Source organism: Ignavibacteria bacterium (genome assembly GCA_025612375.1).
Lineage (GTDB): Bacteria > Bacteroidota > Ignavibacteria > Ignavibacteriales > SURF-24 > JAAXKN01.
In genome coordinates, this window is record JAAXKN010000047.1 from 1 (window position 1) to 20,523 (window position 20,523).

Sequence of the window (20,523 nt, forward strand, 5' to 3'; positions counted from 1 at the left end):
AACAGGTGGCAGGTTTTCATGGCCCTGGGTGGCTGGTTTTGATGGCCCTTGACAGTTATTTGAATAAAAACAACCCAAACGTCCCGAATATCCAGGAAAAACTTAAAAACGATAATAAGCGGGATTTGACCATAGGGCGGCGTTTCTGGAATATTTACCTGAATATCCATCCTTTAAGATGTATATATTGTGATGGGAAAATACTTCACGATAATTATTCGCTGGATCATTACCTGCCATGGAGCTACTGCAGTCATGACTATCTATGGAATCTAATTCCGACTAGGAAGGAGATCAATTCCTCCAAGTCCGATAGTATTCCCAGTTCAGAAGTTTATCTCAACAAGTTTATTTTTACCCAGTTAAACGCATTAAGGGCTGTTTCTGAAGTAAATTTAGATAATAAACTATTAGAAGACTACGCTATATATTTTAACGACAGCATAGAAAGCATATTGGACTATGGCCGGGAAAAGTTTTTGATAGAATACAGAAACAGGTTAATCCCTCAGATACAAATCGCAAAGAATATGGGGTTCCGAACGGATTATACTTATTATAAATAATGAGCCAATCATAGAAATTTATCCATTCTCTCTGTGTCCTTTCTTCTTTATCTGAAGCCGAAACTGAAAGGTGCTATAACTATTAAAATATATTTTGTTAAATTTGCATAAAGGGAATTGTTAATCTTAATTCAAAAGAAAATGAGCGAAATTCATACCTTATCTATTGCTGACTTCGATAAAAACTTACTTGGTGAACATAGTAACATAACTGGAGAAGAACTAGCCGTAAGAATAATAAACTATTATTATCATCTTTATAGCTCAATTCTGGAAAAGATTAGCATTTCAGTAACTGAAGAGGAAATAGCAATTCTGTATAATCCTGACAGTCTGGAACCGGCTGACCAGGAGAAATTCAGCCGCGCACTTGCACTTCTTGCAGAAAAAAGCCTGGACGCCGGTAGAACAATACTACTTGAACTTGTCGAAAAATACCCACTAAGTGGTGACATTTTATATAATCTGGGCATGAGCTATAGTGAACAAGGTGACCTAGAGAAGAGCATCAAACCATTAGAAAAAGCCGTTGAAGTAATGCCGTTTTTCTCAAATGCATATGTGGCTTTAGGATACAGCTATGCTGGTCTCAAAAAATACGAAGAGGCTGTAAGATATAATAGATTAGCTTTGATGTACGACAAGAAGAACTTTTATGCATATAGAAATTTGGCCGCATGTTTAAGTAAGTTAGATAGATATGATGAGGCAAGAGAAATCGCAGGAAAGGCACTTGAACTTGAGCCGAATGATCCGCAGGCCATTCTTGGGTATGCTTTAGTGTGTAAATATTTGGGGGATATGCATAATTACTCTAAGAATTTAAAAAAGATCATCGACAATGGAATCAATGAAAGAATATCTAATTATGCCAAATCTGAGTTAAGAAAGCTTGCTGAAAATGAACTGAAATCCAAGGGATTGAGATTAGATGTTGTAATGTATCTCCAGTCAGCAATGCAGTTGTTTAAGAATATGGAAAAAGAAGATATTGGCAAAATTGGACTTTCTGCCGCCATGATGGGAATGAATGGACTTGATATAAATAATCCAGAAAAGAAGTATTTTTTCAAGGAATTGAATAAAGATTTTACTGGACTTCAGCTACTATGCTACATGTATGCAGCTTTTCAGATAGTCGACCCCACTGTGGACGTTGGTATTGACTTATCAAAAGAATATGCAACTGCAAAAGGAATGCTGAATGAATAATTTGGAGCTTATTCCGGCAGTTGAAGAGATTATTGCTTCTATTGAACAACTTACTTCAAAAAAGTTCAATTTTGTTGAGAAAAATGATCTTCCAGTTCTGGCGACCGTAAAAATTGCCAGACGGAGGATGCCCAATCATATTATATACTTTAAGGCTACCGAAGACAAAATAATCAACCATTTAATAGCTCATGAATGCGGACATATAAAAAGAATATATGAGACCCCGGAATATCGAAGAGTCTTATATGCTTCAAATGAAAGAACCAAATCAGAAGCCTATAAAGCTATTTCTGAGAGTAAATCGGTTTTGGTAAGCAGATTTGGGGAAGAGCTAGCCGAAAATATTCTATCAAATTTATTTGATGGAATCATACGCCAGGTCACAAACCAGCCTATTGATTTGATGATAGAGAAATGGATTTATGAAGATTATCCCGGCCTAAGGCAAGTTCAACTTGACTCTTTGATAAATCAAAATAAACAGGCTTTAGCAGGCTTGGCTGAATCTACAAAAGTATTTCCAAAAGTAATTGTTGATGCTTCAAATACACTAAATGCGGCATATGCAGAACAGTTGTCAAGAATTGTAAAATATAAGCTAAATAGGGAATGGAAGAAAAGTCAATACTACGGAAGGTCCAAAGAATTATGTTTACTGCTGGATGTATTAAAGCCTTGGAGCCCTGAAGACGACAATTCAAAAGTTATTGCATGTGCAGAAAATCTTAATATAAAAAGCTGGTTTTTTACTGCCCCATTTGAGGACATACCGGAAGACTATTAAATATATGGGAGATTTATAGAATGCTTTATAGGGTATCTGATTTTTGTGAAGAAGTATCCTCGGATATGAATGGATTGATTGACAGGCTCATTAACCTTACAGGGCGTAGTTCAAATGCAGAAATATCAGCATGGCAAAGTTCTTTACCAAAGGTCTCAAAGATTTTAGCCGGACCTGAACTGGGCAACTACCATATGTATATGGGAGAATCAGGGGGACTTATTCTGGAATATAAGCTTCCTTCAGCATCTTCGTGGTGTGATGTTGTGTTATTGGGAAATGGTAAAATTAATCCGTCAGCAGTAATCATTGAGCTAAAAGATTGGCAGACAAAAGGTGATGAGGAAGGCCCCAGTGAAACTCTAATTAAACATAAGGGGCAGCTTCTGCTCCACCCTTCTGATCAGGTTAGAGGTTATGCAAACTACTGCAAAAGATTCCATTCGGCAGTTATGGATAATCATGCAGACGTATCCGGATGTGTATACTTTACTAGTCAGACTGATATAAATATTTATAGAAGTGGAAAATATACAAATCTGACTTCGGAATTCCCGATATTTTCCCTTGATGAGAATTCTACCTTTACAAACTATTTAACTTCAAAACTCATATCTCCGAACGAACAATTCGCACACAAGTTTGAAAATGGAACATATAGGCAGGATAGAAGCTTGCTTATTCAGGTCGCTAAAAATTTTAAAGAAAAGACTAGCCCTTTTGTTCTTTTAGATGAACAAAGGAAAGGATTTTCGGAGTGTATAAGTATTATTAAAGAAGTTCTTGAAAAAGATGATAAAAAACATGTTGTTATTGTTCAGGGCCCTCCGGGATCCGGAAAATCAGCTTTAGCTGCCAATCTTTGGGCAGAGTGTGTGGAACTTGTTCAGGAGCCTAAAACTGTTGTTTTTACGACTACATCAACATCTCAAAGAAAAAATTGGGAAAGGCATTTTAGGACTACGGGTAAAAATCGTGATGCTAAATATATTGTAAAAAAGTCAAATGATTATAACCCAGGCTTAAATACTAGTGAATGGTTGGAGAGTAAAAGAAACCAAGGACATGCTGTAAAAGTGCAGGATTGGAAAAATAACCTTAAATTATTTGCGAAAGATAATAGAGCAAATCGGGCTCCAGATGACTTATTCTTTATTTCCATTGTAGATGAGGCGCATGCTCTTATTGATCCTGCAAAGCCGGGAGCAGAGGGAATTCCTCCAAGTGGTTGGGTTATTCATGCTGGACCACAAGGATGGCATATAATGAGATGCTCAAGAATAAGCATTTTTCTTATGGATGGTGACCAAAGCTATAGAGATAATGAGACAACAACGAAGGATGACTTAGTTGGATATGCGAAGGATCTTGGAGCAGAAGTCCATGAAATTGATTTAAGCGGAACCCAGTTCAGATGTGCGGGTTCAGTGGAATATGTGAATTGGGTAGATACTATTTTGTTTAACCCCGGTGAAAATTCTCCAACTAACTGGCGTACCTCCAAAGATAATCCGCAGGGGAAATTTATTTTTGAGATAATTGATGAATTAGAAGAGCTTGAAGATACATTATTAAAGAAATTTAAATCTGGAGAGAAAGTCAGATTAGCTGCAAGTTATGCAGTCCCTTGGAAAACAAAAAAAGCAGCTGATCCATATTCCTTGCCTGATAAGGAAAAAGATTTTTGTATTCCAATCAAAACCAATGGGAAAACTAGATATTGGAGTAAGATTTGGAATTATGCACCAAATCAGGATTATACTCATTTCGTCCAGGCTCCTCCTGAAAGTAAAATGCATACAGATCCTCTTGCAGAAGTTGGCTGTCCTTATGTAATAAGAGGATTTGATTATGATTATCTAGGCATTTTGTGGCTTGAAGATCTGGTTTGGAGAAAAGATGCATGGAAGGTTAATCCCGAGCATATTCATGAATCAGCTATAAAAAACTCGAAAGCTAAGGCAAAAAAACAAAAAGGAAATGCTGAGGTAAACGATATACTGATAGAGAAGATACTGAGGGGATACAGAATCCTTCTTACCAGAGCGTTAAAAGGCAAGTACCTTTGGGTAAAAGATGAAGAAACGAGAGAACACCTAAAAGAAATTCTCTATAATGGAAACAATTAATAAATACCGGGATACCCCTAAACTAACAAAAGCCGGGCATTTTAGTGCCTATCTGGTATGTCCGCGGCGGGCCTGGAATGAGTACTATGGACAAAAATCGATAAAGGCAGAGGACCCGGCATATCTCAAGTCTCTCTTTTCTGAAGGGAACAGATTTGAGAAAAAAGTTTACTCAAAGAATTTATTTGCTGATTCTGTAACGATATCCCAAAGACTTAATGAAACAGAACGAATAAAGAAGACAAACGATGAGATAAAATCAAAGAAGCATAAATACATATTTCAGGCTTATTTCAAGACTGCTGATAAAATAGGTATAGCTGATATCCTTGAGAGAACAGAGGAGGGGGGCTACTGTGTTGGTGATATTAAAGCTTCAAAAGAGGTGAGTATTTCATATACGCTGCAAATAATGTGGTATAATGAGCTTTTGTCAGATATACAAAATAAAAATTTCAATAATGGCTTTATAATACTAGGCAATGAAGAAAGAGTAGATATAAATTATGACCTATGCCGTTCCTTATATGAAAGAACCAAATCCGAACTTTATAAATTAAAAGAAATTACTCCATCCGAAATAAGCAGAGTTCCCAAATCACACCTCTGCCGGAATTGTTACAGCTGTCCATGGCGAATTGAATGTATGAGGGAAATTCAAAGTAATAGCGATTTATCACTTATTGAGAGTCTAAGCCGCAAGAAAATATCATTGTTAAACCAGCATGGGATACAAAGCTGGAAAGTTCTAAATGGATTTCCTGATGAGAAACTTTCTGAATTAGGTTTTAACGAAGACGAGCTCTTAAACATCAGAAAATCAATCACTCTGCTTGAAAATGATTTATTCATACTGAGAGAAAAGCTTTCCTATTCTGCACTATCAGATCTGATTCCTATCTCCCTCGACAATATTCACCCTTATGGCCAGGAAATAAAAAAAGTCTATTATCTTGAAGACTCAAAAATTAATGCAGTTGACATTAAAAGGAATGATGGAATAACTTTAATGGATATTCCAGATAGATTAAAAATGCACAAGCTGGCTCTATATGGGACAGATTATACAGAGTTTAAAAGGCTCCTAAGACTAACGGGAAACAGACTGAAAACAATTGATATGTTTTCTGTAATTGAACAGTTTGTGCATGCTCCTTTTTATAATATTGATCTAATATCAGTTGACCAATTTATTAAGAATAAAAATATCTTCAGTAAGAAAACCAAAATCTTACCACCGGAAAGCAGATTGTTAGCTTTGAATAATGTAATAAAATATATTTCTAAATGTGCAAGTTATCAGCAAAATTAAATGATAAAACCTTCAGACATAATTGACTATATAAGTTCCGAACAAGCGGCTGATAATAATGAAGTAGAACTATCAGAATTTCTTTCTAATGAGGCAATTGAAGAAAGGGGTACCGGGAAATTTGGCCTGCAGATTGTTGAAGAAAAGATCAACAAAAGGAACAAAGAATATTATTTCGAATGTAAAGATAACGAATCCAAATTCAGGCCGGGTGATACAGTTTTTATCTTCAATGAACATAAGAAATATGAAGGAAAAATTCTTGAAAGTGACTTTGAACAAATAGTAGTATCGTTGAGCAAAAAAAGTAATTTGGACAGGAACTCAAAATGGTCCATCAAATTACAAACCCAGTTTTTAGCTACCGGAATAATAAACGCTCTTAAAAGTCTTTCCCCTGGTGCCCCGGGCTGGTCGTACTTTTCAGCTGTAACAGGAAATGAAGGATTGCAAAGTAAAGTTATTCCGACTGCGGAAAGTCATAAAAACCTTTCTGCATTAAATAGTTATTTGGAAAAACATGGGGTGGGTTTAGACGAGTCTCAGTATAATGCCATAATTAAATGTCTGGTGATGCCTCGGATCCATGCAGTCCAGGGACCTCCCGGGACAGGAAAATCAACTGTTCTGGCAATTATTGCTGCCATTTTAACTTCTTATGGTAAGCGTGTTGCTGTATTGGCTCCGACTCATCAGGCAGTCAATAATGCCTTAAATACAATTTACTCATTTAATCCTGAAATTGAAATAATAAAAATTGGCGGAGAATTAAAAAACGAAGGGTTAAATGAAGGCGTTAAGCAGGAGGCATTTAACAAATTTGATGATGAATATTCCTTAAGAAATAGGCGTCGAAATCCTCCAATCGTTGGCATGACTTACCACTCGGCGATATTTAATCTGGCTAACCGTGCTAACAGTTTTGCCCCGAATGTGCTTTTAATAGATGAGGCGGGTCAGTTATCTTTGCCATTGGGATCTGTGGCAGGGAGCTGTGGTGCAGGATCAGTAATGCTTTTCGGCGACGACATGCAGATGCCTCCAATATTTTCTTCGGACTTAATAGGTCATAAGTTTTCTGTATCAATTTTCAGGCAGTTGCGGAGATTGGAAGAAAGCTTAATTTCAAAGCTTGAAATCACTTATAGAATGAATTCCGTGTTGTGCAATGTGACGGGTAACTTATTCTACAAGGACACTGAAAGCGGAGGAAGCTTCCTTCGTTCCCACCCTTCAAAAGCGGATCAGAAGTTCAGGCTTAATATTAGTGAGAAAGTAGAACCGATATTTAGACAAATATTGAATTCCGATGATTCTCTGGTGTGGGTCAATACAAGTACAACCGATGACAAGCAGATAAATAAAAATGAGGCGGCTGTATGTGCTGAATTGGTCGATATTTGCCTGAAATCCGGTCTTAATAAAAATGATATTGCAGTCATCACACCTTATAGAAAACAGGCTGCAGAAATCAGGCGTAGAGTATTGAAAAATATTAATGCTGATGAGATCCCCATTATAGATACAGTGGAGAAAGTCCAGGGCGCCAGTGTTGAAATAATTATAATTTCTTTTGTTTCTTCTGATCCCGAATATATTTTTTCTATGAGTAATTTCCTGTTCTCATCGAACAGGATAAATGTATCAGTCAGTCGTGCTAAAACAAAAGCAGTTATATTATGCCCCAAAGAAATGTTAGAGACAGATCCTTCGCACTATGAAGCCTTGGTAGCACAGGATCAGCTAAAAGAAATTAAGTCGTTCTCGAAAACATTCACATATAACTAGAAGTAACTTTCTCTAACTGATAATTATAAATGACTATAATAAAATATGCACAAACCTAAACAATATAAATTTGTAACATTTCGCTTGCAATACTATGTTGACTTTATTAATTTTCTGTCAACTTTCATTAGAAGACAAAAGTTATGAGCAATTTCCATAGCTATAAAGAACGGATGACTGAAATTGAAAAGAAAGCTAAGGCAATCTTAAAAAGGCATAACTTATATTCAATCCCAATTGATCCCGTTGTTTTGGCAAACGTAAATGGCATAAAAGTAAATAATGCTGTTTTCTCCGAGGAAGGAATATCAGGGCTTGTAGCTAAAAGAGGCGACAACGTTTCAATCCTTGTCAAAAACAATGATTCCCCTTACCGGAAGCGTTTTACGATAGCTCATGAGCTCGGTCATGTTTTTCTTCACTTAGCTAAAGATGGAGACTTTGTTGACAATAATCTTGATCTGTTTAGGGATATTGAGGAAAGCGATCTCAATTCTAATGATGCCTCGTTCAGAGAAGTGGAATCAAATTATTTTGCCGCTTGTTTATTAATGCCTCCCGATTTGGTTATTCAAGCTTATAGAGATGATAAAAACCTTAATAGTTTAGCTAATAAATTCAAAGTATCAGAAAGTGCTATGGGTATTCGGTTAAACAAGCTGGGATTACTAAAATGATAGCAACTGTTGATTCTGTCGATTTGCTAAAAAAATATGTGGTCGAAGTAAAGGATCAAGTTAGTTCAGATGAAATAGATAGCTTCGGCAAATTAAATAAAATTCAAAATGAGAGCTTTCGACTTCGTACAATTATCGATTCATGGGACAACCAACAGAGTCAAGATCGAGCTCTAAGAGAATCCTTCGCACGCACCTTAAAATGGGCGTTTTTTATCCAAGCTATTATCATAAATGTTACATTCTTTTTAATTGGATTTGGCGTAATTAAAATTGAACCGTGGGTGGCTAATACCTTTATTATTGCTGTTTTTACAGAACTTACGTCTATGATTTTTATTATTATTAAATATTTATTCCCTAAAGTTAGTACTGAAATATTGGATATAATTCAAAAATTATAAAACAAACTCATGGAGGAGTGAAATGGACCTCCGCAAAGGTATCAATTTAGTTTCCGAGGTTATTAATAATAGACCTAAAGCCTTACGTGAATTTGACCAGATTTACATGAAAGCCGCTGATATGCTTATACAGACAGAGCATATAGGCGAGGTGTTCAATGACAAAGAGATAGTCTTCATTGGTGATGGAGATTCCATTGGACTATGTTTGTCATACCTATTTAATGAGGAAATAATTGAAAAAGGGCCAAAACACGTTCATATTTTAGATTTCGATGAAAGAATTGTTCTGTCTGTTCAGAATTTTGCTGAAAAATTCAAGATCACCGAAAAGATCTCTTCTGAGTTATACAACGTTGCCCATCCTCTTCCTACAACCTGTTGGCAAAAATTTGACGGTTTTTATACTAATCCACCATTTGGAGCAAGTAATGGCGGAAAGAGCATCACTGCTTTTGTCAAACGAGGTATTGAATGCTTAAGAAAAGATGGGTTGGCAAGTATCGTTATTGCTGACTATCCAAAACTTCAATGGACTCAGGAATTACTTTATAAAACAGAAAAGTATCTTATTGATAAATCTTTTGTTATTTCAGAAATTATTCCTGAATTCCACCACTACCATCTAGATGATACACCAGAACTAACTTCCTGTAGCTTAATTGCAAGATTAAGTGTTTTTGAGGAGAAAGGGTATTGCAGCACATGCCTCCCGCAAGATTATGTCGAAGACTTTTATGGGCATGATTTGCCACTTGTCTATAAATATGTAAAAGATAAGACAAATGGCGGTAAGTTAGCTTCGAAAGACCACGAATTATTAAAACTTGAATAAACCTAAAAAGAGGACGAAATGAAAAAATTGCCTGACTCCTTTGTTTTTATGAAGATCGGAAATCATGCAGGTGAAACTTTTGATCAGATTCTAAAAAGGAAAAATTTAGAATTCGAAAAAACTGGGATGATCTTCTGGGGATATGGTGGTGCTGCCTGCCATCCCATAAACCAGGTACAGCCATTTGTTAAGATGGAACTTGCAAAACATAAATCTATTTATTTGGTTATGCATTCTGTAAAGTCTAATGCTAGCCAAGACATGATTCGTGCAGAAGAGTATTCCATTGATGGGGTCAATTGGAGTCCAATACCTGAAGAGATAAATGTAACCGGATCAAGATATGCTATTGTCCTAGATGAAATACAACCAATGAACTTGACCGTAGATCTGAATCATTATGATATTGGTATCGGACCTAGTCGCGGGAAAACTGCTAGTGAATATTTAAGGGCAAGAACAGATAAAGGGTGTCTTGTAAGAAACGAAAAAAAAGATACTGAGAAAATGGATGAAGATGACGCAAGAGGTACTATAAGAAAAGTTGACTTTGCTGCAAAAATAAAAGAACCATATGCAGTTTTATTGAGGTAAAGGTAAATGCCAAATGTAATTTATCTTACTGGGGCTCCTGCATCTGGAAAGGGTACTTTAACGAAAGCATTAAAGTCTCGGAATAAAAGTATTTTATATTTGAGTACGGAAAAGAACTTACTAAAATTGCGAAAAAAAGAAATGCTTCAATTAGGACACAAAACGACCTAAGAAGTCAATCTGCAAATGTAATTACGCCCGAAGATGTAAAAGTATTAAATGAAAGATTAATTAAACTTGTTATGAAACATAGAACCGAGAGAACTGTTATCATAGATTCACATGCAGTCACAAAAGAACAATATGGTTATAGGATTACGGGGTTTTCGGTTAATCAACTTACAATGCAAAATCAGAAAAAATATTGGTATTATATTCTAGCTCAGACATTATTATCAACAGGATATTAGAAAAACCCGCAGGAAGACCTTTAATTACCAAATTTGAAGCGGAATTTCATGCATTTTCACAGGGGGATGTTGCTGCATTTTATGGTTTCACTTTGGGTATTCCAGTCTACTATTTTGACTCCTCTGTGCCAAAATAGACTCTGATTTTAAATATATATTCAAAACTAAACTAAGTTCAATATTGAGTTGAATTATTGTATAAAATTGGTATGCTTAAGTCGGAATAGGAAATTCTAAACATTAATTTATGTAGAAGTAATTACAGGAGATTCCTTAAAAATGAAGGCAAGACGAATATTTACGCCGGAACAGAAAATGGCTATTTTAAGAGAGCTGCTTGAGGAGAAAGCACCTATTAGCCGGATAGCAGAAACGTACGAGATCCATCCTAACGACATCTATAACTGGAGGAAGAAGCTCTTTGAAAGTGCTTCGGATGTATTCGTCCCCAATAAATTATGGAACAATAAAACTGAATCAGAAGAGAAGATAAAGCAGCTTGAGGATAAGCTGAAAAAACGGGAAGGGGCCATAAGCTACCTGGTGCAGGACAATATTACCTTAAAAAAAGTATAGATGGGGAGAACTGAACCTAAAGTGGGTTGAACCTGATATAAGGGACAGTGTCATTCAGTATGTTCATAAAATATGTCCTTTGTCCGCTTATAAAACAAAAAGAATTGTACAGATGATCGGCATTTATTTATCAAAATTCTACTACCCGTAGAGTAACGGCAAGATCGAGCGTTTGCACTGTACGATTAGTGAAGAATGTTTAAGAAAACAGTCCATTATCGATCTTGAAGATGAATGACATAAGGTCAGCATTTATATTGAGTTCTATAATACAAAAATGCTGCACAGTTTCCAGAATTATCTGACTCCTGAAGATTTCCTCCTTGGAAGAATTGATGCTAAGCTTCAGGCTCGTGAGGCCAAGTTTAAGAATGCGAAAAAGGTAAGACCAATGAAAGATTTGCTTCTTAAATGTGGAGAGTCTTTACAAATATATTTTTAACAAAATTCCTTTTTTACTTGAACCATTACACAACAATTTAATTTAAGGATAATTTATGGCTTTTGATACAAAACAAAAATCCTTTATAGCTTTTAGAGATATCATATCTGAAAGAACTTCAAGAGTAGCTGCTTGGGTGGGATCAGGTTTAAGCACCCCAGCTGGTTTACCTACTTGGCCTCAATTAAAAAACGAATTGCAATTAGAATTAAAAAACAAAATTAATAGTATTGATGAAAAAGACAGGAAAAAGCTCTCCCATTCTTTAAGAGATATTGAAAAAGAAAGTAATTATTGGCTGGCCTTCCAAAGGTTAAAAGATGATCTTGGAAGAACCACATATAATGAGACAATTAGGAATATATTTCAAGCGACAAGTACTGCACCTATTCCATGCTATTATACATTATTGTGGAAATTAAAAATCAGCGGACTATTGAACCTTAATATTGATAGATTTGCCACTAAAGCAAGGAAAGGGCTTGTTACTGCAAGCAACGAGATTGAGTTTAATGGTAAAAATATATCCGAATATTTGCATGTTTTGAAACAACCTCATCCATTCATCGTTAACCTACATGGGATATTAGAAGATACGACAACTTGGGTATTTACAAAAAATGAATTAAACCGACTTTTCAAGAATCCAGGATACTCGAAATTTGTAACCAGTTGTTTAGCGTCATATACAATCCTTTTTATTGGAATAACGGCTGATGATTTTGCAGTAGGTGGTCATTTGGAGGAATTAGCAAAACAAAAAATAAATTCGGGAACTCACTTTTGGGTTACAGATAGGACTGATTTACAAACCGATCGATGGGCAGAAAACAACAATATTAGAATAATTAGATATTCGGCTATAAATGGAAATCATTCGGAATTGAATGATTTTTTTGAAAATATTATAAATTATGTTCCAAAAGATGTTATTGCTCCTCCAGTATTACCTGGGACTATCGAAAAAAACAATGGTAATGGCTCTAGTATACTATCGCCCGAAGAAATTATCAAACTTGACACCAATAAAATCAGAATGATTTTGAATATAAAAGCAAAAGAATTACTAGAAAACTCTAATGGCAAATTTGGCGAATATGAAGAGTTTTGCAAATTATATGATGAAGCGATATATAGAGCATGGTACACTAGTGACGAAAATGGAAAGAATAATTTACTTGCTTATAAACTTCAAGAATTCAAATCAAGAGGGGCATTTGGGCGCGTCTTTCTGGCAAAGGACAAAAATAATAATGATGTTGCGATAAAAGTTTTAAAAGAAGAAGAAAGAAAGAAAACTGATTTTTTGCAATCATTTCGAAGAGGCGTTAGATCAATGAGAATTCTTGCCGAAAGGCATGTTGAAGGCATGGTGGCATATAAGGAAGCATATGAAATCCCGGCCTTTGTTGTGATGGAGTGGATTAATGGCCCCAACTTAAATGAAGCAGTGAGAGCAAAACAACTTAAATCTTGGGACGATATTTTAAGAGTTGTAACAGAACTTACTAATATAATATCGAATGCACATCATATTCCCGAAAGAGTATTACATAGGGATCTTAGACCAGCTAATATTATGCTTGAGAACTATTATACTTCAGCTGATTGGAAAGTAAAAATATTAGACTTTGATTTATCATGGCATATTGGCGCATCTGAAAAATCAGTATTAAACGATACTACAACGACTGGCTATTTAGCACCAGAACAATTACAAACTATAAGAGGTATTTCAACAAGAAATGCAGCTGTTGATTCTTTCGGATTAGGAATGACCTTGTTTTTTATCCTCACTGAAAGAGATCCTATTCAATCAGAGCATAAACATAAAGATTGGGAAACTACAATTTATGATGCTGCAAGACAAAATTCTTGTAAGGACTGGAAATCACTACCAACAAGATTTACAAGGTTAATATTTTATGCGACAAAACATAATCAATCTGAACGCTGGGACATGGGCCAAATCAAGGCTGAACTCGATCGACTTTATGATACATTACTTAACCCATTAAAAATCGAATCTTCCGAATTATTAGCAGAAGAAATAATAGCTAGAACAAATTACGACTATAGCTGGGAGTGTGATAAATTAGCTGCCAATATCGACTTCCCAAGTGGGGCAAATATTCAGTTAATCGGTAATGAATCTAATAAAAATATTGAGCTAAAAATAATATGGACGGACAAAGGTATTTCAAGTGCAAAAAATGTGAGCAAATGGTTACATGATGTTTATCCCAAGGTCATATCAATTGCCGAATTATCTGGTTGGAAAACTACACTTAAAAGCTGCAAGGAAAGGACTTTAAGAATTAATGGAGAAATCCACGTAACACAAGCAAGGCAAAACATTAAAAAATATAGTAACTCTATTATCAAGATATGTAATAGTTTGCAATTTAAATAATTAAAATGGTCCACATAATAAGAATATATTAAATATACTATTTATTCATTTGTACAGAAGTACAAGTTACAAATTCATAAAATAAATAATAAGGGCTATAGAAAATATATAAATATGATTATGGGGCTATTAAATTACAATAAGAATAATGGATATATATTTGGGGCCGAGTCGGTATTTAAGTAAACTTGATGTGGCGAACTATTTTATGCTTGCGATAAGAGGGCATGTTCACGAGCTATCAATGCTAAATATAGTTCCATTGCTTTTGGGGTATTCTCAAGTGAATATTGGAGAGCATGGTTTGATCCACCACTTGACATAAGCATGAGATTTTAATTGAGTTGCGTATGATTCATCCGGCTCTTTATTTTCTATACTCTTATTCAATAGTTGTTCTGCCTCTGAAGATGTAATAAAGAAGATATTCTTTCTCAATTAATTGTTTTCCTAAAAATAATGGAGGTCAATATGGCCGGTAAGTTTGTTCTTAAGATAGCCTCAAACTCGCAGTATAGGTTTAATTTAAAGGCTGCAAATGGAGAGGTTATTTTAACAAGCGAAACTTATATCCAAAAACAGGGTGCATTAAATGGAATAAGTTCTGTAAAAAATAATTCCTCAAATGATTCAAGGTACGAGAGAAAAACATCTGCTAATAATCAACACTACTTTGTCCTAAAGGCAATGAATAATGAAATTATAGGTGTAAGCGAAACTTATTCTACTGCACAGGCTATGGAGGCAGGTATCAAATCAGTAAAAAATAATGCGCCTCTTGCCACTTTGGAAGATTTAACACAATAGAATTCGATAATCTTAAAGGCTCAGTCAAAAAGATCTGAGCCTTTATCATTCCAATTGCATCAATTGTCTTTGTCTGATTTACAATAATTCAGATATTTAATAAATTTCTTACGTTAGAACATTATTCTGCAATAATATGTCATATAATCACTGTTTCTATAATATATAGTTGAGGTGTAATATGGCTCCTATTCCAACTAAAGTATCTGATAGGCTGATCGCTGGTGTAAAGAAATTTCAGCCGATTTTGGCCGCAGCAAAGTCCAGGGATATTAACGAATCAGATACTGTCCTGATTTTAACTGATATGTTAGCTGAAATTTTTGGATATGATAAGTATTCAGAAATCACTTCTGAATTTGCCATCCGAGGAACCTATTGTGATCTTGCCACACGTGTAAATGGGAAAATACTGTTCCTTGTTGAAGCCAAAGCAATAGGTGCCGATTTAAAGGAAGCATTTATTAAGCAGGCAGTTGATTATGCTGCTAATCTTGGTGTGGATTGGGTGATATTGACCAATGGGGTATTCTGGAGAGTCTATAAGATAAGCTTTACAAAACCAATTGAACACGAAGTTATTTTAGAATTTGATTTCCTTTCTCTGAATATGAAAAATGCCGAGCATATTGATTACTTGTGGTTGTTGTCAAGAGAAGGATGGTTGAAATCCCTGCTTGAGGAATTCCATGAACAGAAACAAGTCCTAAGCCGCTTCAGTATCGGAGCGTTGATTATATCGGATTCAATTTTGGACACGATAAGAAAAGAGCTTAAAAAAATATCTCCCGATATTAAAATTGAAAAAGATCAGATTAAAAAAGTACTTACTCAGGAGATAATAAAGAGGGATGTTCTTGAAGGTGATAAAGCGCAGGAGGCGGTTAAAAATATTAACAGGGCAATGAGCAGAATTGTAAAAGCAAAAGAAAAACTTAAATCCAGCAGCTTAAAACCCATTCCTTCGGATGCTGCTCAAACAACAGAAGAAGCGATACCGTTGGAAGCAAACTAAATAAAGCTTTCGCTATTCCATGTATTAATATTCTCCTGAACTTTCATAAAACCTCCGAAGGTTCGTTTGAATAATTGGGAAAGCGGCGTTGCCGCTAACTGCGCCGCTTTTGATGAATGAGTGACTAAGCCTCATGGGTACGCCAGCCTGTGAGGCTTCTTTTTTGTGCATTTGCCTGAGATGGATATGCCGCCTCGCTGAGGCTCCGGGGCGTGGGGGAGGATGCCATCTCTTTCCACAGACAAGTCAGCCCTCCGGGCCTCTGATATCAGGCGGGTTGTATGTGTTCAGATTGTAATTAATTTATCTGCCGTAATTCCCCATTCCCCCCGGCCGCAGGCCGCCCTTAAATTTCTTCACTTTTTAATTTTTAATTTTCAATTGACTTCCTGTTGCGCTAAATCACTGCTTTTCTAAAAAGCCTCCTGAGAGGATATCAGGACCCGCAAAATACTTTGCTTTTTTAAAATCTTATTGCAATCTTGCAGTTGCAGCTTCGATTGCCACTCATTTAAGCCCGAACTCTGTATTGATAAATGACAATGGCGCGAAGTCCTATTCTCACACTTTTTCCTTCAATCTCATTTCCAAATAATATTGGAGCAGAGAATCCATCGTGTATTCCTCTACAAATGTCCAAAGTTTCCGCCAGGGCGGATTTCCCATTTTTCTATATCCTGCCTGCGGCGAGAGCAATTAATCGTATTGTGATCCACAGCTGAACGGCCATCGTCATCCGGGGATGATTCTGGATTGGTACGCTTTTCCCCTCATCTGGCGCCTGAAACCGGAATTACCGGACCGAATATCTGCGGCTGTTCTAACTGCGGCATTTCACAACGTACTATAGCTGCTGCTTAATGGATATTCAGTTTTGCATGTTCCAATTCTTTCCAACTAAAACTAAGGAGGAAAAATGGAAGAGAAATTGCCCCCTGAAGAAGAAAACCCTATTCCTGAATTTGTTGACGGCCATACTTACGCCAGCATGAAAAGCCACACACTGCTGGATCTGACCGGCCTGCGCAATTACTGCATCAGAAGAAGCTATAAGAAATTAAGACGCAAGGGCGAGAATAAGTTCGATTGCCTGGACAGACTATCCGCCCATTACGGACTTTCAATTTCAACCATCCTGAATATTGTTTCTAAGACACGCGTCTATACGCATAAGGAGCAGAGGATCATCTGAGATCCCGCCCCCTGATCAGGAAAAAGGCGATTATTGTTTTTTAACATCAAAGGAGAAGAAATGATTATTACCCAGGGATTGCGACACAGGGGAGAACCTGCGGATCTTGTTGTGCTCTCCGACCCTTTCTACGTTAAGCGTACGCTTGACTTCAGAAACCCTGAGGGCGATATGCCTGAAGTGAGACAGGATTTCTTGCGCCTTATTGCTCTGTTCGACCAGAAAAGTCTTATACCCATGTGCCGGAACTGCAATGAACCGGCTAAACTCCTCGCCTTCTATAAAGGCACTCTGTTCTTTGAACCCTGGTGCGGCACCTGCATACCCCACTGGATGATAACCCAGGAATGCAGGTTCGATACCTTCTGCGACTATATGAGCGCACTGGAGTACGTGGACGACTTCTGCCACGGCGAGAAGTTCTTCTACCGCATGGTTATTAGAAATATTGCCAAGGCTAAAGGCCTGCCCGATAAAATAGGCCCCCGTGAGGCTGTGGATTTCTTTGCGCCTGAAGCGGTACAGACTCCGGAAACAACGCGGGACCTTATGCCGTGTGAACGCTCCCGCTAAACGGCACTTTAACTCCGGCGGGGTGCACGCTCTTTCTGCCGCCCCGCCCTTAATTATTTTTTTACATAATTATTAAGGAGAAATTATCATGGCTGAAATTGCAAAACCTAAAGGCCGGCCGCTGGAAATGATGGTCCTATCCGACCCGTATTATGTTAAATATGTCATCCGGCGCCAAAGTGACACTGTCGGGGAGCTGAAGCTGAAAAAGGAGTTTAAGCGCCTTATAGCTCAGTTCGACGAAATGAAAATGAACGCCGAATGCCCTAACTGCGGAAGGCCCGCCAAATTCCTGGCTTACTATAAAAGCACTTTCTTCCACGAACTCTGGTGCGGCGAGTGCAGCCCGTTCTGGCTCGAACACTTCAGCGGCAGAATGGATATTTTCAACACCTATATGAGCGCTCTGGACTATGTGGACTCTTTCTGCTACGGCGACAGGTCGCTCCTTAAGGCCATAATCCGGAACCTGGCCCGCCTTAAAGGCCTGTCCCCAAAACTTAACGCCCGCGAGGCAAAGGAGTTCTTCCGCGGGGCGGAGGAGCCCACATGAATAAATACTCTAAGTTCCCTGTGAACGGATTCCTTAAACTCCCCAGGGAGGTTACTAATATTTACTTCTGGATGAACTCTCCTTTTGACCGCGTGCGCGCATGGCTCGACCTGCTGATGCTCGCTTCTTTCAGAAGAAGAACCGTTAAATTCGGTAAGACTGAAATTACCGTTGAACCCGGCGAACTGGCTTACCCGATTGGCACTCTAGCCAAAAGATGGCAGCGAAGCCGCTGCTTTGTTTACAGCCTGCTGAGGGAATTTGTAAAAATGGGTCTCATTAAGGTAAACTCCGGCACCTGCACTACCGTTATAAGAATTACTGACTGGGAAAAGTACCAGTATGTGCCTGAAAAGCCGAGACAGGGTAAAGACGCTAAAATGAGACGGGTTTTTAGACACCCACAGGAAGAGGCGGATTCTTTGAAAAACGGGCTGTTTTCGCAGGGAATCTTCCTTCCCGCGGGCGCTTCTGATGAGGGCATAGACACTATTCCAATCCAGTCCAAAGCAAAAAAATCAGTCACAACAGAAGAATATATTAATTATAAGAAGAAGTATGCAAGCGCTGAAGCCTCATCGCTTGCGTCTTTTCTTTTTTCTGAATTAAGGAAAAACAACCCCTATTTCGAACAGCCCGATATGGAAAAGTGGGGACTGCAGATCGGAAGCATGATTGTGGATGACAGGATCTCTTCTGACGTCCTCAGCCGGCTCATAGGGTTCTCTCAGAGAAGCCAGGGCTGGAGCAGACTGATAGTTTCGCCTTATAAACTGAAAGTCCATTTCCACAAGATCCTCCTGGATATGAACGCGGAGGAAAAGAAAAATAATAAACTTGTTCCAACATCATGGAGGCCTCTGTCATGAACGGATCTTCAAACACTGCAAAGGAGCACATGGCGCTCGAGCTCTCAGCCCTTAACTCCATGCTTTCCAGCAAGGAATGTTTTTTCAGCGTGGCGGCCGTTAATCCGCCGGCGGGAATTTTTTCATGCCAGGAGAACCGCCTCATCTTTAACGAGGCGATGAACTATTTTTATAATACCGGGCACGTCCCCGATTCGGCTGCAATCTATGAAAACCTGATTCTAAAGCAAAACTCGCAGGAGCTGCGGAAGCACCTCAGCGAAAATATTCTTAACGCTGACTGGGTGCGCAATACGGGCGACGCAATTAAGCTCCTTACGGAAATTAAGATCGAAAGGGAGGTGAGGGATTTTATAAGAACCACACGCGAGACAGGGCTCGATTTTGCGATGGGACTTGTGGAATATGTTAATTCGAACCTCCAGGAAAATATTGGCGGATGCATGAAGGAGGTGAAAAATATAAATACCGGCGAGGATACGCTGAGGGAAGTCCAGGATGCCATGAATGGCAAATCGAACCAGTACATACGCACTCTCATTCCAGATCTGGATAATAACATAATGGGGATACCTAAAAACCATATTACCGTAATTGCCGCCCGGCCGGGTATGGGAAAAACCGATTTTATGCTTCAGCTGATGAGGAATTTTATTAAGCAGGGACTGAAGCCCGCCATTTTCAGCCTGGAGATGGAAGCAGGAAGCCTGTTTGTAAGGAATATTTCGGAGGCGGCGCGTATAGATTCGCTGCGCATAGAAAAGGGGGAAGTTAACGACGCGGAATTCAAAATGCTTATTGAAGCGGCAAAGTTGTATTGCATAGACGACTACGTGGTTGATGATAACGCGCTTGAAACTCCCGAGACAATTAAGGCCAAAATCAACTACTGGCGCCTCAGGCACAAGGTGGACGTGATTATGATTGACTATATGACCCTAATTAAAACCAATTACCAGCAGGAACGCTACGACCTTGAGGTGGGATCGCTTGTGCGCGATTTGAGGGTGTTTGCAAAGAAAACGGGAATTCCCATTATTATTTTAAGCCAGCTTAACCGCGATTCCGAAAAGAGACTGAACCACCGCCCGCAGATATCGGATTTAAGGGAGTCGGGTTCAATTGAGCAGGAAGCCAAGCTTGTGCTGATGCTCTACCGCCCCATTGAGTATGGAATAGATCCTTTTGAGGGGAAGCAGTGCACGTATTACGATATGCTGGGCAATCCTCTTAAGGCGGAAGATTACATGGAAGTAATTATAGCCAAAGCCCGGAGCGGCAGGACGGGCCTGGTAACGGTCCAGTACCTGCGTCCCATTCACCGTATTGAGAGCGTTAAGAGCGTGAAACCCTAACGCCCTCAGCTTTG

The 20,523-nt window shown here is 38.0% G+C and carries 19 protein-coding genes; all 19 read left to right on the forward strand.

From position 1 onward, the window contains the following. A partial coding sequence (locus HF312_18810; protein ID MCU7522274.1) for an HNH endonuclease occupies positions 1-566 on the forward strand: 566 nt, incomplete at its 5' end. 141 nt (positions 567-707) lie between these two features. Next, a complete protein-coding gene (locus HF312_18815) occupies positions 708-1,778 on the forward strand; it encodes a tetratricopeptide repeat protein (GenBank protein MCU7522275.1) in 1,071 nt (356 codons plus the stop codon). Next, positions 1,771-2,565, forward strand: coding sequence for a hypothetical protein (locus tag HF312_18820; GenBank protein ID MCU7522276.1), 795 nt, complete (start codon positions 1,771-1,773; stop codon positions 2,563-2,565). The genes HF312_18815 and HF312_18820 overlap by 8 nt, the downstream gene beginning before the upstream one ends. A 20-nt stretch (positions 2,566-2,585) precedes the next feature. Then, positions 2,586-4,694, forward strand: a complete 2,109-nt coding sequence (locus HF312_18825; protein ID MCU7522277.1) for a DUF2075 domain-containing protein — start codon at positions 2,586-2,588, stop codon at positions 4,692-4,694. Next, a complete protein-coding gene (locus HF312_18830; protein MCU7522278.1) occupies positions 4,681-6,006 on the forward strand; it encodes a hypothetical protein in 1,326 nt (441 codons plus the stop codon). Before HF312_18825 ends, HF312_18830 begins: the two co-directional genes overlap by 14 nt. After that, complete coding sequence (locus tag HF312_18835) at positions 6,007-7,794, forward strand: AAA family ATPase (protein ID MCU7522279.1); 1,788 nt, start codon at positions 6,007-6,009, stop codon at positions 7,792-7,794. Positions 7,795-7,967: 173 nt separating this feature from the next. Continuing rightward, positions 7,968-8,471: an ImmA/IrrE family metallo-endopeptidase gene (locus HF312_18840; GenBank protein ID MCU7522280.1), complete on the forward strand. Its 504-nt coding sequence runs from the start codon at positions 7,968-7,970 to the stop codon at positions 8,469-8,471. Continuing rightward, entirely contained in the window at positions 8,468-8,875 is a 408-nt protein-coding gene (locus tag HF312_18845; protein MCU7522281.1) for a hypothetical protein, read from the forward strand. Before HF312_18840 ends, HF312_18845 begins: the two co-directional genes overlap by 4 nt. Before the next feature lie 22 nt (positions 8,876-8,897). Next, a complete protein-coding gene (locus HF312_18850; GenBank protein ID MCU7522282.1) occupies positions 8,898-9,710 on the forward strand; it encodes a bis-aminopropyl spermidine synthase family protein in 813 nt (270 codons plus the stop codon). A gap of 18 nt (positions 9,711-9,728) precedes the next feature. Beyond that, positions 9,729-10,304: a hypothetical protein gene (locus HF312_18855; protein MCU7522283.1), complete on the forward strand. Its 576-nt coding sequence runs from the start codon at positions 9,729-9,731 to the stop codon at positions 10,302-10,304. A gap of 689 nt (positions 10,305-10,993) precedes the next feature. After that, a complete protein-coding gene (locus HF312_18860; protein ID MCU7522284.1) occupies positions 10,994-11,290 on the forward strand; it encodes a transposase in 297 nt (98 codons plus the stop codon). A gap of 497 nt (positions 11,291-11,787) precedes the next feature. Next, positions 11,788-14,145, forward strand: coding sequence for a protein kinase (locus HF312_18865; GenBank protein ID MCU7522285.1), 2,358 nt, complete (start codon positions 11,788-11,790; stop codon positions 14,143-14,145). Between the two features lie 471 nt (positions 14,146-14,616). Then, on the forward strand, positions 14,617-14,952 hold the full coding sequence (locus tag HF312_18870) for a YegP family protein (GenBank protein MCU7522286.1): 336 nt from the start codon (positions 14,617-14,619) through the stop codon (positions 14,950-14,952). Positions 14,953-15,133: 181 nt separating this feature from the next. Further along, positions 15,134-15,967, forward strand: coding sequence for a restriction endonuclease subunit R (locus HF312_18875; GenBank protein MCU7522287.1), 834 nt, complete (start codon positions 15,134-15,136; stop codon positions 15,965-15,967). A 916-nt stretch (positions 15,968-16,883) separates the two neighbouring features. Then, the gene (locus tag HF312_18880; protein ID MCU7522288.1) at positions 16,884-17,159 is read left to right on the forward strand and encodes a hypothetical protein; all 276 of its coding nucleotides are present in this window, start codon (positions 16,884-16,886) and stop codon (positions 17,157-17,159) included. Positions 17,160-17,219: 60 nt separating this feature from the next. Then, complete coding sequence (locus HF312_18885; GenBank protein ID MCU7522289.1) at positions 17,220-17,732, forward strand: hypothetical protein; 513 nt, start codon at positions 17,220-17,222, stop codon at positions 17,730-17,732. 88 nt (positions 17,733-17,820) lie between these two features. Continuing rightward, complete coding sequence (locus HF312_18890) at positions 17,821-18,285, forward strand: hypothetical protein (protein ID MCU7522290.1); 465 nt, start codon at positions 17,821-17,823, stop codon at positions 18,283-18,285. Next, positions 18,282-19,154, forward strand: a complete 873-nt coding sequence (locus HF312_18895; protein ID MCU7522291.1) for a hypothetical protein — start codon at positions 18,282-18,284, stop codon at positions 19,152-19,154. Before HF312_18890 ends, HF312_18895 begins: the two co-directional genes overlap by 4 nt. Then, complete coding sequence (locus HF312_18900; protein ID MCU7522292.1) at positions 19,151-20,509, forward strand: AAA family ATPase; 1,359 nt, start codon at positions 19,151-19,153, stop codon at positions 20,507-20,509. Before HF312_18895 ends, HF312_18900 begins: the two co-directional genes overlap by 4 nt. The last annotated feature ends 14 nt before the right edge of the window (positions 20,510-20,523 follow it).